The organism is Micrococcus sp. HMSC31B01 (genome assembly GCF_001816085.1).
Taxonomy (GTDB): domain Bacteria; phylum Actinomycetota; class Actinomycetes; order Actinomycetales; family Micrococcaceae; genus Micrococcus; species Micrococcus luteus.
The window spans coordinates 1-11,861 of sequence record NZ_KV825077.1 but is presented as its reverse complement, the minus strand read 5'-3'; the positions used below and the strand labels follow the sequence as shown (position 1 = coordinate 11,861).

Genomic DNA, 11,861 nt, shown 5'->3' with positions numbered 1-11,861 from the left:
GCGCCGAACCGGCGCAGGATCGGCGCGGGCAGGGGCCCGGCGAGCGTGCCGCCCACGGCGAGTGCGATGACGAGCAGGCCGAAGACGGCCGGGTCCAGGCCGAACGCGGGCTTGGCCTCCGGGTAGTGCGGGATGAGCGCGCCGAGCAGGGCGCCGTTCGTCGCGAAGGCGGCGGTGACGGCCCAGCGCGCGCGACGGGCCTGGGCGACGCCGTCGTCGGCGGCCGGGAGGTGCGGCGGGGCCTCGCTCATGCATCCCAGCCGAGCAGGCGCCAGACCTCCGCCCAGCCGGCGAAGATCTTCGCGTTGTACTCGACCCCGAGCTGGTTGGGGTTGGCGAACAGGACCCAGTCGGCGGCGGCGACGGCGTCGTCGGCGGCGAGCTTCTCCGCGACCTCCTCGGCGGACCCGGCGTAGGTCGGGCCGGAGCGGGCGGCGCCGCCCTCGAGCATGCCGGAGGAGTCGCGCGAGGCCCGCTCCCGGCCGAAGTACAGCTCGTCCTCCCGGTCCTGGATGACGAACGCGGAGCGCGTGACCGCCGTGCGGCCCGGACCGGCGTGGCCGGCCGCGGCGAAGGCCTCCCGGTAGCGGGCGATCTGGTCGGCCTGCTGGACGTGGAAGGGGCGGCCGTCGTCCTGCAGGAGCAGGGTGGAGGAGAGCATGTTGTAGCCGTCCGCGGCGGCGCCGGCCACCGAGCCCACGGAGCCCGACCCCCACCAGATCCGGTCCGCGAGCCCGGGGGAGTGCGGCTCGATCCGCAGCGGCTCCGAGCTGTGCGCCCAGCCGGAGGTGAGGTCCGGCGTCGCGATGCCCTCACCGCGCACGGCCGAGAGGAACCGGCGTCCGCGCTCGCGGGTCACGTCGGCCCAGGTCTGCCCCTCGGCGAGGGCGTAGCCGAACTGCGCCTGGCCGTCGAGGGCGGCCTCGGGTGAGCCGCGGGAGACGCCGAGCTCGAGCCGGCCGCCGGAGAGGAGGTCCGTGGTGGCGGCGGCCTCGGCCATGTACAGGGGGTTCTCATAGCGCATGTCGGGGTTGCAACACTCGTCCACGTAAGCTTGGTTGCATGGTCGAACTGGTAGCGCTGAGGAAGACGAACGAGGTGGCGGCCTACGTCCGCGCCTCCATGGACCGCAAAGGCGACCGCTGGACGGTCGATACACAACTGAGGAAGATCAGGGCATTGGCCGAGGCCAAGGACTGGAACGTGGTCGAGGTCTACGAGGACAACGCGGTGTCGGCGACGAAGAAGCGTCGAGCTGGCACCCGCTGGGCCGAGATGTTGGACGACGCCCGAGCAGGTCGATTCTCGATGGTCGTCGCCGTGGACATGGACCGACTGCTGCGGAGCACGAAGGACCTCAACACGCTGATCGACCTCGGCCTGCGCGTCGTCACAGTGGACGGCGAGATCGACCTCTCGACGGCCGACGGAGAGTTCCGAGCGACGATGCTCGCCGCTCTCGCCCGGTTCGAGGCTCGACGCAAGGCGGAGCGGCAGATCAGGTCGAACGAGCGCCGCCGCGCCGAAGGCATCCCGGCGTCCACCTGGAAGGCGTTCGGTTGGACGAGGGAGGGCGAGCTGATCGAGGAGGAGGCCGCCGCAGTTCGGCGGGCCTTCGATGCGTTCCTCGGTGAGCCGTCGCTGTCGATCCGTCGCATCCGGGAGGACTTGAACAGCGCTGGCCACCTCACCGCCCGCGGGTCGGAGTTCTCCGTCGATGCTGTGCGGTATCTGCTGGCGAACTCGCTCTACGCTGGCTTCATCCGCCACTACAAGACCGGCGAGCTGTACCCGGTGCAGGGCGAGGCGTTCCCGCCCATCGTCGGCGAGCAGACGTGGCGGGCCGCGGTGGCGAAGCTGGAGGACAACGTGCGGAGGTCGGCGAGGCAGGGCAATCAGCCGAAGTACCTCCTGTCCACGATCGGCCTCTGTGGGAAGTGCGGCGCGACGCTCGTCTCGGGGACGAACAGCCGCAAGCAGCCGACGTACCGTTGTGGCGAGCAGTTCCATCTCACCCGCCAGCGCGAGCCCGTCGATGCGATGGTCACCGAGGCGGTGCTCACGCGCCTGTCGTCCGTGGACGTGCACGACCTCGTGATGCCGCAGGAAGCCGCCGGGCCGGATCGCGAGGAACTGCTGACCGAACGGAACGCCCTGGTCGAGCGGGTGAAGGAGCTGAGCCCGCTGCTGCGCGACATCCATCAGCCGGTCCTGGAGATCACGGCGGCGATCAACGACGTGAAGGCTCGCATCGACGAGATCGACGCGGAGCTGCTCGACCGCTCGGTGTCGGTGGCGGCGAAGCTGCTGGCGGAGGTCGATGAGCCGGTCGGCACCGCGGAGCGCCGCGAGGTTGTCGAGTCGAAGTGGAAGGCGTTGGACATGGACCGTCGCCGGATGCTCGTGGACGAGCTGGTGACGGTGACCATCGAGCCCATCATGCCGGGTCACGTGAAGTTCGACCCCGATCTCGTGCGGATCGAGCCGAGACGCGACTGACTCATGACTCGACTCGTCATTGCACTGGTGAGTCGAGTCATGGAAGAATGGTTGCAGACAAGAAGATCCCACCGGGGCCGCGACTTAGAAGCGCGGGGTTCTGCTCCCGGATGAGTAGCCGGTCAAACAGCCCAATTACCGTGGCGGGGAACCGGAAGATACTCATGTCTGAGGACTTCCGATGTCTGTCGTTATCGACGTTCCCCGCGCATCCGCGCTCGTCCGCCCTGGCCTCGATCAGGGCTCCGCTCCTTCTCCGTAGGCAGACGGCCACGATCCCGTCATCGCCGCCGCCCGCGCCGCTGGCCGCCGAGCCGGTGAGCGCCTGGCACTCACTCCGCTGACCCCGCGCCAGCGCGCCGCCGTTGCCTCTGTGATGGGCGGTGGTCGCTGATGAGCGCGAACTCCGCCGCCTTCGATCACTTGACCGGCTTCCGCTGGCGTCAGGGCGACCCGTCCCTCGCCGACGCCGAGGCCCAGCTCTACGACCTCGGCGTGCTCCGCTCTGTGCTGGAGGAGGCCGTCGAGATCGCCGTCGCCGACGCCCGAGCCGATGGGGTGACCTGGGCCAGGATCGGCGACGCCCTCGGCGTCACGCATCAGGCTGTCATCAAGCGCTACGGCCGGGGCGGTGGTCGCTGATGTACGCCGACGCACGCAACCTCAGCACCGCTCCCACCAACCTGACCCCGCCCGGAGGGCCTGGCCTGGCACCCGCCGAAGGCGGGCTGCCCGTCGTCGTGATGGCTGCCCGTAGCCGTGCTTCGCACTCTAAGAGTTACGAGACCCCCATTCGTTCCTACGGGCGCGGCAAGGGCTTGTCGATTGCCGCGCCTTGCAACAACATGCCTGGTCAGCGGCCTGTTCCGCCCTCGCTCCGTCGCGTGGTCCCGCGGGATCATATGGGGTCTCATTTGGGGGTCAATAGGGGGTCATTTAGGCGCCGCACTCCCTCTGAGGCCCTCCGCGCCGCCCGCGGCGGGGGTGGTCGCCGTGGCTAAGCAGGAGAACAACCCGACGAGCATCGGGCTCACGCAGTACCTCGATCCGTCGTACTGGGCCTGGGCTGCCGAGGACCCGAACGGGGCCGCGCTGCTCCAGCAGGGTGCCGAGGCGATCCTCGCCTACGTGGTGCAGCGGCTCGAGGCCACCGGCTGCCAGGTCGTCGAGGCCTACGGCATCGTGCACGACAAGGACGAGCGCGAGGTCTGGAGTGACACGGAGAAGGCCCTGGTGGTCGAACCGAAGCCCGAGCACCTGCACGCCGTGATCAAGTTCGCCAGCCGTGCGAAGAGTGCGCCGCTGGATCGGCTCGCGTTCGGCATCGGCGTCGAGCCCCAGTACGTCGAGAAGCCTGGCCGCGGGCGGTACGCCTTCGACAACATGCTGTCGTATCTGACGCACGTGAAGTACGCGGACAAGCACCAGTACGCGCCTTCGGAGGTCGCCACGGTGCGTGGGCCTGACTACCTCGGGATCGACGCCCAGCGCCGGGAGACGTGGCTGAAGGGCCGCGCCCACCTGAAGAAGAAGATCGTCGCCGAGAACTTCGAGGACATGCGGGAGCGCGTTCTCCAAGGTGAGATCACGCGGGATCAGATCATGCTCACGGACGAGCTGTTCGATATCTACTCGCGGCATCAGCGGGAGATCGACGACGCGCTGTCGGCCTACGGCCAGCGTCGCGCATACCGGGCGGCGGCGAAGCTGCGCGCCGGTGAGTTCTCGACGCACGTGGTGTTCGTCCATGGGGATGCCGGGATCGGCAAGACCCGGTTCGCCACGGACTTCATTACCGAGGCGATCAACGCGGCGAACGCGCACGGCGAGCGGTGGCAGGTCTACCGGGCCGCGACGGGGAACCCGCTTGATGACTGGCGGGGCGAGGAAGTGCTGCTGCTGGACGATCTGCGGGCCTCGGCGATGGATGCGAACGACTGGCTGCTGCTGCTCGATCCGTACAACGCCTCGCCTGCGAAGGCCCGCTACAAGAACAAGGGCGAGGTCGCCCCGCGCCTCATCGTCATCACGGCGACGATCGAGCCCGTCGAGTTCTTCTACTACGCCCGCCAGAAGGGCAACGTGGACGAGGCGCTGGACCAGTTCATCCGCCGGCTGGCCTCGGTCGTGAAGGTCTATCGTGCCGACGACATCAATCGTTACCTCGTGCAGCACATCGGGAAGATCGAGCCCTTCGAGTGGCACCAGTGCAGCGTTCCGACCGCCGCGCACACGCCCGGTATGTACGGCAACGCGTACCACCAGAACGTCGGGTCGCGGGAACTGACCTACGGCCCGGAGACCTCGGCCGAACATGATGCGGAGGGCGCGGTTGCTGAGCTGCTGGGTGGGCTCGCGGTGCGGAGCCCTGACGTGCCGCTGGCGCTGATCGGAGGTGCCGCATGAGCACCGAACGCGATGCGCTCTTCCAGGGGGTCGAGGGGGCCGGAGGCCCCTCGCAAGCAGCCGGGGAGGACATGAGCGCCAGCGAAACGTCCGACACGGCTACTGCTTGCCACTCTGGCGTACAGGTGGAGCAGCAGACCGACTCCCAGGTGAACACCGGTCGGGCTGATGCGGAGGCTGTGCGCCAGAGTCACGGCGGCGCGAAGCGTCGTCGTGGGGGCGGCGGGAGGCTCGACACCCGCTTCGATGACGCCACGCTCGCGGCGCTTCGCACTCGTGCGAAGCGGCTCGGGCTGGCTCCGAGCACGTGGGTGCGGACCGTCGTGCGCGATGCCCTGCACGCCTCTCGGAGCGAGGAGCTGGATGCCGCCGTGGCCGCGCAGCTGCTCGGGGTCGAGGAGCGCGTGCAGGCGTCTGCTGATGCTCGGGAGCTGGCCGCCCAGGTGCGCCCGCTCGCGATCAACGTCAACGACCTGGACCGCCGTGCTCGCGCGGGTGAGCCGGTGGCGCTGTCGGCGGAGGTGCCCGAGCTGATCGAGCTGCTGCACGAGGTCCGCGCGCTGCTCGGGGATCGGGCGGCCTCATGAGCACGACGCATTACAGTCCGAGCGCCAACGCCGCCGACACCGAGCGCTACATCCGGGGCAAGGAGGACGAGCGCGGCGTCGCGATCACGGGCGACGTGCCGGGAGGCCCCGGCGCGTTCTCGGCGCGCGCCCGCGCGCTCACCCAGAACACGAAGCGTGACGTCGAGGCGCTGCACTACAGGCAGTCGTTCAGCGACGACGAGTTCGACCCAAAGAATCCTGAGGACGTGCAGCGGGTGAACGATCTGGGTTACCAGCTCGCGAAGAAGATGCACCCCAACGCGGACTGCCTCGTGGTGAGCCATGTGGACGGACGCGGGAAGAAGCCGCACAACCACATCTTGGTCATCAACCACAGCAATCGGACGGGGAAGGCGCTCTCGGACTATCGCACGTTCCACGACCGCAAGGCCGGGAACCAGCGGGGCGTTCAGTCAGCGAACGACGAGCTCATGCGCGAGCACGGTCTCTCGGTCGTGAAGCGTCTGGAGCACGCGCCGAAGGACTGGGAGCTGCGCCGCGAGGACTTCGCCGAGGGCGGGCTCGACCGCGAGATGGGCGACCGGATGAGCGCCGCCCTGGCTGATCCCCGTGCGGTGGACAAGGCCGGTCTCGAAGCGGTGATCGAGGAGCAGAACCAGCAGCTCGGCGATGACGGGGAGCGGGTGCCGCGGATGCGGTTGCACAGCCCCGTCAGCAAGAAGGGCAAGCGCGCCGGGCAGGAGACCTGGACGCTCTACATCGAGGACCGCCGCGGCGAGTCCGGACGCGCCGAGCGCCGCAAGCGCGCGAGCGCACTCTCGGCGGACTTCACCCCGGAGGGCGCGCAGGCGTTCTTCGACTATCACCAGCAGCAGGAGGAGCAGGAACATGAGCGCAGCGCTCGACAGGCTGAAGCAGCAGAACGCGCAGAGCGGATCGCAGCAGCAGCTCGACAGTCCGGAGACGATGGAGGCGTTGACCTCGATCCTCGCCGCCGTCGAGGCGCAGAACGCGAGGCTCGACCGGCTGGCCGAGCAGCAGAAGAAGCTCGCAGGGTTCGTGAAGGTCATGGACGAGGAGACGACGAGGCGGCTGGAGCGGATCACGGCCTCGGCGTCGACCTCCTCGCCCTCCAGCGACGCGTCCGCGAGGATCGCGAGTATCGAGAGCAGGCTGAACGAGATCGCGAGCACGCTCGGCGAGTTCGCGCAGAGTCTCAACGGCGAGAGCTTGAACGCCGCGTCGCAGAGCTTGGTCGCGGAGGCGCAGAGGAATCACGCGGCTACGGCATCGGCGATTGAGGGGCTCAAGGCGCAGGCCGCGGCGAACCAGAAGCTCGTCAGCCAGGTCGGCGGCGCGGTGCAGCGGATCGAAAAGCGCACCGAGGAGCGAGTCGTGAAGGCCGTCGAACAGGTCGCCGGGGAGGCGTCTGCCACGATCGCGGCAAACCTCGACGCATCGAACGAGCGCGCCGAGCGGATCATCGCTGCCACGGCGAAGCTGGAGGCCCGTCAGCTCTGGTCGGCCGCCGCCGCGATGTGCCTCGCACTCCTGCCGGTGGTGGTGGTCGTCGCCGGGCTCTGGATGGGCATCGCTGGGCTCATCACAGGCGCTCAGTGGGCGCTGGACGTGGACGGTAGCGTGTGGCTCGGGATCGGGCGCTGGCTCGTGATCGCCGCGGGCCTCGCGGCGGCCGGCTACGGGGTCTTCGCGTCCGTCCGCTGGGTTGCTGGCCTCGTGGAGACCTGGAAGGGTCGCGGGATGCCGACGTGGCCGAACTGGCGACGATGACTGGAGCCACTCGAACTACTGACCCCGGTCAGTAGTCGAACGATTGCCGCAGCAGCCGGTCGAGCGACGTCGGTGCCGCCGCAGTCGCCGGAGGACGATCGCCGCTGTGACGGCCACCCCGACTGCGATCCCGGCACCGATGAGCCAAGGGTTGCCGAGGAAACCTCCGATACCTGCGAGGGCTCCGCCCGCGGCGAGGAGAGGCAGGCCGCAGCAGATCAGCAGCGGAAGCGCGCAGCATGCCAACAGGAGCAAGCCCGTCCCAGCACCGACAAGCACGCCCGCGCGATGCGAGTCGTGGTCCTTATCGCCGCTCATCGTCTGTTCCTCTCCCAGCTGAGCGTTCCCCCCGATTGTCTGCGTGCGCGTTCACGCGCAGCACGACAGGAGCGACGGATCGGTGGTGAAGGCCTTGGCGGCGATCCGGATGCCCTCGGCCATGGTCAGGTAGGGGGCCCAGGCGTCGGCGACCTCGGCGACCGTCTTGCCGAGCACGTGGACCCCGGCGGCGGCGAGCTCGCCGGCGTCCTTGGCGACGGCGGTGATGCCGAGAATCTTCCCGGTGTCGGCGTCCACGACGATCTTGACGAAGCCGCGGGTGTCGCGGTTGACCAGTGCGCGGGGCACGTGGTGCAGCGGCAGGACGCGGCAGTCGCAGCGGATCCCGGCGGCGACGACGTCCTTCTCGGTCATCCCGACCGCGCCGATCGCCGGGCCGGTGAACGTCACCCTCGGCAGTCGGGCGTAGTCCACGGCCCGGTCGGCGTCGGCGAACGCGTTCTCGGCGACGAGGGTGCCGTGGTGGGCGGCGACGTAGACGAACTCGGGGTGGCCGGTCACGTCGCCCGCGGCCCAGATCCGCGGGTGGGAGGACTGCATCCGGTCGGAGACGACCACCTCGCCGAGGTCCCCGGTCTCGACCCCGACCCTGTCGAGGCCGAGCCCGTCGGTGACCGGTCGTCGTCCGAGGGCGACGAGCACCTGGTCGGCGCGGAACTCCTCCCGCCCCCCGGCGACGTCCGCGGTGACGACGGCCTGCCCGGTCGCGGCGTCGCGGGACACCCGCGTCGGCAGCGCGCGGCGGACCACCCGGATGCCCTCGTCGGCGAACACCTCCTCCAGCGTCCTGGACACCTCCGGCTCCTCCTTCGACGCGAGCCGGGACCGGACCAGCACGGTGACCTGGGAGCCGAGCCGGGCGAACAGCTGCGCCTGCTCCAGGGCGACGTAGCCGCCGCCGAGCACGAGCAGGGACTCAGGGAGTTCGGTCAGCTCCATCGCCGTGGTCGAGGTCAGGTACCCGGTCTCGTCCAGGCCGTCGATCGGCGGGGCCCACGGCCGAGAGCCGGTCGCCACCAGGAAGTGCCCGGCCTCGATCGTCTCGGTGCTGCCGTCGTCCCCGGCGACCTGGAGGACCGGAGCGTCGGGGGTGCCGGCGAACGCGGCGTCGCCGCGGCGGACGGCCCACCCGTAGGAGTCGGCGACGTCGGCGTACTTCTCGCCCCGCAGCGACTCGACCAGCGCCTGCTTCCCGGCGATCAGGGCGGGCATGTCCACCGGCCCCGCCGTCGTCGCGATCCCCGGGAACCGGTCGGCGGCGTCGGCCGCGGAGTGCCGTGCGTCGGCCGCGGCGATCAGGGCCTTCGACGGCACGCAGCCGGTGTTCACGCAGGTGCCGCCCAGCGTCCCGCGCTCGATCATCACCACCGACTTGCCGAGCGTGGTCGCGCGGATCGCGGCGGCGAACGCACCACCGCCCGATCCGATGATGGCGAGGTCGTACTTCGTGGGCATCGCAGCTCCTGTCAACACTTGGTCTTCCGGTCTGTCTCAGCCATACTGGACCTTCCAGTGCAGGGGAAGGTCAAGAGGACTTCTGCCGAAAGAAGAGGGGGCCTGCGATGCGCATCGGGGAACTCGCCGAGCGGGCGGGAACGACGGCGAAGACGCTGCGGTTCTACGAGGAGCAGGGCCTGCTGCCGCCGGCCGAGCGCACGCCGTCCGGATACCGCGACTACGCGCCCGAGACGGCCGCCCGGATCGACTTCGTCCACCGCGGCCAGGCCGCGGGCCTCACCCTCGCCCAGATCCGCCAGATCCTCGACATCCGCGACGACGGCGCTGCTCCCTGCGAGCACGTGCGCGACCTCCTCGACGCACGCCTCGCCGAGATCGAGCAGCAGATCGCCCAGCTCGCCGCGCTGCGCGACACCATCACCGAGCTCAGACGCGACGCCGCGCAGCCCGACCCCGACTCGTGCAGCGCGGACCAGGTCTGCCGGTACCTGTAAACGGCAGAGCCGGTCGCACCAACGCCACAAGCCCGACATGCGCTACCGCAGGTCGATCACGCCGGTGCCGAGGCTGATCCGCTCGGTGCGGGCGGCCATCGCGGCGAGGATCGGGAACGGTGAGGAGAACATCCGCTGGAAGTGGTGGGCGCGGAGCCAGGCGCCGTCGAGTCCGGCGTCCTCGGCGGCCACGGCCATCGCGACGACGTCGTCGAGGGCCTGCCGCGCGTCCGGGGCGGTGCCGGGCCGGTGGATCCAGTGGCCGAAGTTGAGGAAGCCGAGGTGCTTGCGGGTCATGCCGGGTGCAACCGCGGGGCGGGCGGGGCTGTTCCCGGTGCTCGTCTGACCGCCGGCCGGCGACATCACCTGCGGGCAGACCCGCGGAGATGTCGCTGCGGAGCGGTCGATCGCCGCGGCGTCCGCCATACTGGCGGGCATGAGCGAGCAGTGGAGCGAGAAGGACATCGAGCTGGCGAACCGGCTCTTCGACATGGCGCGGGACGGGGACACGGCCCAGCTGAAGGCATACCTGGACGCCGGGGTGAGCACGCGCCTGCGCAACCACGCGGGCGACTCGTTCCTCACCCTCGCCGCCTACCATGAGCACCCGGACACGGTGGCGATGCTGATCGAGGCCGGCGCCGAGATCGAGCACGCCAACGATCGCGGCCAGCGCGCCCTGACCTGCGCCACGTTCAAACGGGATGTCGCCTCGATGCGGCATCTGCTCGCGGCCGGCGCGGACCCCGATGCCGGCACGCCGTCGGCCCGGCAGACCGCTCAGATGTTCGCCGGTGCTGACCTGCTGGCGGTGCTCGACGGCGGGGACGCGGCGCCGGCGTCGGAGGCCTGACCCGCCGGGAGGACGGTCTGCCCGTCCCGGCGGGGCGCCTCGGCGATCGCCTCCCAGCGGGCCTCGTCGTGGGGCACGGTGACGCGGGTGCCGGGCGGAATGGAAGAATGGGGTCCGACATGACTTCTTCCCACACCCTCCCCGCCGCGGCGGTGACCGACGCCGACGACGTCGCCGACATCCACGCCGCGCACTACGCCAAGTCCGCCGGCGCGGGTCGACGCATCACCGACGACGATCAGCTCCACGAGGCCCGCCACCCCGCCCCGACGACGGACCGCCTGGCCCTGCCCCCGCTGCGGCTGGGGCCGCTGACCATCGACGTTCCCGTGGTGCTCGCCCCGATGGCCGGCATCACCAACACCGCGTTCCGCCGCCTGTGCCGCGAGTACGGCGGCGGCCTCTACGTCAACGAGATGGTCACGGCCCGCGCGCTCGTCGAGCGCAAGCCCGAGTCGATGCGGATCATCCAGCACGACCCGGACGAGGTGCCCCGCTCCGTGCAGCTCTACTCCGTGGACCCGGTCACCACCGGCGCGGCGGTGCGGATGCTGGTCGAGGAGGGCCGCTGCGACCACATCGACATGAACTTCGGCTGCCCCGTGCCGAAGGTGACCCGGCGCGGCGGCGGCTCGGCCCTGCCATGGAAGTCGGAGCTGTTCGCCTCGATCGTCAAGGCCGCCGTCACCGAGGCCTCGAAGAAGGACATCCCGGTGACCGTGAAGATGCGCCGCGGCATCGACGAGGACCACCTGACCTTCCTCGACGCCGGCCGCACGGCCCGCGACCTCGGCGTCGCCGCCGTCGCCCTCCACGGCCGCACCACGCGCCAGTTCTACTCGGGCACCGCCGTGTGGGACGACATCGCCCGGCTGCGCGAGGCCCTGCCGGACATCCCCGTGCTCGGCAACGGCGACATCTGGTCCGCGGAGGACGCCATCGCGATGGTCGAGCGCACGGGCGTGGACGGCGTCGTGATCGGCCGCGGCTGCCAGGGAAGGCCCTGGCTGTTCGGGGACCTGCAGGCCGCCTTCGAGGGCCGCCAGGACCGGTTCCGCCCGACCCTGGGCATGGTCGCGGACACGCTGTACCGCCACGCCGAGCTGCTCGTGGACACCTTCGGCGGCGACGAGCTCAAGGCGCTGCGGGACATCCGCAAGCACGTGGCCTGGTACTTCAAGGGCTACCCCGTGGGCTCGGAGATCCGCACCGCGCTGTCCACCGTCCCGGACCTCGCCACGATGCGCGAGATCCTCGCCCGCGTGGACCGGGACCAGCCCTACCCGGGCGAGGCCGCCGAGGGCCCGCGCGGCCGGGCCGGCGCCCCCAAGCGCCCGCACCTGCCGGACGGCTGGCTCGACTCCCGCGAGCTCAATGCCGAGCAGCAGGCCATGATCCAGGCCGCCGAGCTGGACGTCTCCGGTGGCTGAGCCCACGACGCCGGAGCCCGCC

General features: G+C 70.4%; 12 protein-coding genes and 2 pseudogenes. 10 read left to right on the top strand and 4 right to left on the bottom strand.

Features of this window, described 5'->3' with window-relative positions:
- Both HMPREF3105_RS05225 and HMPREF3105_RS05220 read right to left on the bottom strand, forming a co-directional pair.
- Positions 1 to 251: pseudogene (locus HMPREF3105_RS05225) on the bottom strand (MFS transporter); the annotation flags it as partial.
- On the bottom strand, positions 248 to 1,024 hold the full coding sequence (locus HMPREF3105_RS05220; protein ID WP_070708918.1) for an LLM class flavin-dependent oxidoreductase: 777 nt from the start codon (positions 1,022 to 1,024) through the stop codon (positions 248 to 250). The gene HMPREF3105_RS05220 and the pseudogene HMPREF3105_RS05225, both read right to left, overlap by 4 nt.
- A gap of 38 nt (positions 1,025 to 1,062) precedes the next feature.
- Here HMPREF3105_RS05220 and HMPREF3105_RS05215 point away from each other — a divergent pair, with 38 nt between their 5' ends.
- From HMPREF3105_RS05215 to HMPREF3105_RS12660, 7 genes and pseudogenes are all read left to right on the top strand, one after another.
- A complete protein-coding gene (locus HMPREF3105_RS05215; RefSeq protein WP_070708917.1) occupies positions 1,063 to 2,499 on the top strand; it encodes a recombinase family protein in 1,437 nt (478 codons plus the stop codon).
- Between the two features lie 181 nt (positions 2,500 to 2,680).
- Positions 2,681 to 2,893, top strand: a pseudogene (locus HMPREF3105_RS13775) (hypothetical protein).
- The gene (locus HMPREF3105_RS05210) at positions 2,893 to 3,141 is read left to right on the top strand and encodes a hypothetical protein (protein ID WP_007321353.1); all 249 of its coding nucleotides are present in this window, start codon (positions 2,893 to 2,895) and stop codon (positions 3,139 to 3,141) included. The pseudogene HMPREF3105_RS13775 and the gene HMPREF3105_RS05210 overlap by 1 nt, the downstream one beginning before the upstream one ends.
- A 342-nt stretch (positions 3,142 to 3,483) precedes the next feature.
- Positions 3,484 to 4,905: a Rep family protein gene (locus HMPREF3105_RS05205; RefSeq protein WP_070708916.1), complete on the top strand. Its 1,422-nt coding sequence runs from the start codon at positions 3,484 to 3,486 to the stop codon at positions 4,903 to 4,905.
- Positions 4,902 to 5,492: a hypothetical protein gene (locus tag HMPREF3105_RS05200; RefSeq protein WP_010079211.1), complete on the top strand. Its 591-nt coding sequence runs from the start codon at positions 4,902 to 4,904 to the stop codon at positions 5,490 to 5,492. Before HMPREF3105_RS05205 ends, HMPREF3105_RS05200 begins: the two co-directional genes overlap by 4 nt.
- Positions 5,489 to 6,775 carry a relaxase/mobilization nuclease domain-containing protein gene (locus HMPREF3105_RS12665; protein ID WP_024034594.1) on the top strand — a complete coding sequence of 429 codons (1,287 nt, stop codon included), beginning with the start codon at positions 5,489 to 5,491 and terminating at the stop codon, positions 6,773 to 6,775. Before HMPREF3105_RS05200 ends, HMPREF3105_RS12665 begins: the two co-directional genes overlap by 4 nt.
- Complete coding sequence (locus HMPREF3105_RS12660) at positions 6,726 to 7,265, top strand: hypothetical protein (protein ID WP_080555874.1); 540 nt, start codon at positions 6,726 to 6,728, stop codon at positions 7,263 to 7,265. The genes HMPREF3105_RS12665 and HMPREF3105_RS12660 overlap by 50 nt, the downstream gene beginning before the upstream one ends.
- 369 nt (positions 7,266 to 7,634) lie before the next feature.
- Here the strand turns inward: HMPREF3105_RS12660 and merA are convergent, their stop codons facing one another.
- Positions 7,635 to 9,059, bottom strand: coding sequence for a mercury(II) reductase (merA, locus tag HMPREF3105_RS05185; protein WP_010079213.1), 1,425 nt, complete (start codon positions 9,057 to 9,059; stop codon positions 7,635 to 7,637).
- Between the two features lie 107 nt (positions 9,060 to 9,166).
- Here merA and HMPREF3105_RS05180 point away from each other — a divergent pair, with 107 nt between their 5' ends.
- On the top strand, positions 9,167 to 9,556 hold the full coding sequence (locus HMPREF3105_RS05180) for a heavy metal-responsive transcriptional regulator (protein ID WP_010079214.1): 390 nt from the start codon (positions 9,167 to 9,169) through the stop codon (positions 9,554 to 9,556).
- A gap of 42 nt (positions 9,557 to 9,598) precedes the next feature.
- Here HMPREF3105_RS05180 and HMPREF3105_RS05175 read toward each other — a convergent pair whose 3' ends face one another.
- Complete coding sequence (locus HMPREF3105_RS05175) at positions 9,599 to 9,853, bottom strand: LLM class flavin-dependent oxidoreductase (protein ID WP_070708914.1); 255 nt, start codon at positions 9,851 to 9,853, stop codon at positions 9,599 to 9,601.
- Positions 9,854 to 9,992: 139 nt separating this feature from the next.
- On the opposite strand from HMPREF3105_RS05175, the gene HMPREF3105_RS05170 reads away from it, so the two are divergent.
- Both HMPREF3105_RS05170 and dusB read left to right on the top strand, forming a co-directional pair.
- Positions 9,993 to 10,409 carry an ankyrin repeat domain-containing protein gene (locus tag HMPREF3105_RS05170; RefSeq protein WP_002856236.1) on the top strand — a complete coding sequence of 139 codons (417 nt, stop codon included), beginning with the start codon at positions 9,993 to 9,995 and terminating at the stop codon, positions 10,407 to 10,409.
- Positions 10,410 to 10,528: 119 nt separating this feature from the next.
- Positions 10,529 to 11,839, top strand: coding sequence for a tRNA dihydrouridine synthase DusB (gene dusB / locus HMPREF3105_RS05165; RefSeq protein ID WP_246830334.1), 1,311 nt, complete (start codon positions 10,529 to 10,531; stop codon positions 11,837 to 11,839).
- Positions 11,840 to 11,861: the final 22 nt, after the last annotated feature.

What these genes read in the sequence shown, in the direction of transcription:
- HMPREF3105_RS05220 (WP_070708918.1), bottom strand. Translation starts at nt 1,024, where the DNA reads ATGCGCTATGAGAACCCCCTGTACATGGCCGAGGCCGCCGCCACCACG.
- HMPREF3105_RS05215 (WP_070708917.1), top strand. Translation starts at nt 1,063, where the DNA reads ATGGTCGAACTGGTAGCGCTGAGGAAGACGAACGAGGTGGCGGCCTAC.
- HMPREF3105_RS05210 (WP_007321353.1), top strand. Translation starts at nt 2,893, where the DNA reads ATGAGCGCGAACTCCGCCGCCTTCGATCACTTGACCGGCTTCCGCTGG.
- HMPREF3105_RS05200 (WP_010079211.1), top strand. Translation starts at nt 4,902, where the DNA reads ATGAGCACCGAACGCGATGCGCTCTTCCAGGGGGTCGAGGGGGCCGGA.
- HMPREF3105_RS12665 (WP_024034594.1), top strand. Translation starts at nt 5,489, where the DNA reads ATGAGCACGACGCATTACAGTCCGAGCGCCAACGCCGCCGACACCGAG.
- merA (WP_010079213.1), bottom strand. Translation starts at nt 9,059, where the DNA reads ATGCCCACGAAGTACGACCTCGCCATCATCGGATCGGGCGGTGGTGCG.
- HMPREF3105_RS05180 (WP_010079214.1), top strand. Translation starts at nt 9,167, where the DNA reads ATGCGCATCGGGGAACTCGCCGAGCGGGCGGGAACGACGGCGAAGACG.
- HMPREF3105_RS05175 (WP_070708914.1), bottom strand. Translation starts at nt 9,853, where the DNA reads ATGACCCGCAAGCACCTCGGCTTCCTCAACTTCGGCCACTGGATCCAC.
- HMPREF3105_RS05170 (WP_002856236.1), top strand. Translation starts at nt 9,993, where the DNA reads ATGAGCGAGCAGTGGAGCGAGAAGGACATCGAGCTGGCGAACCGGCTC.
- dusB (WP_246830334.1), top strand. Translation starts at nt 10,529, where the DNA reads ATGACTTCTTCCCACACCCTCCCCGCCGCGGCGGTGACCGACGCCGAC.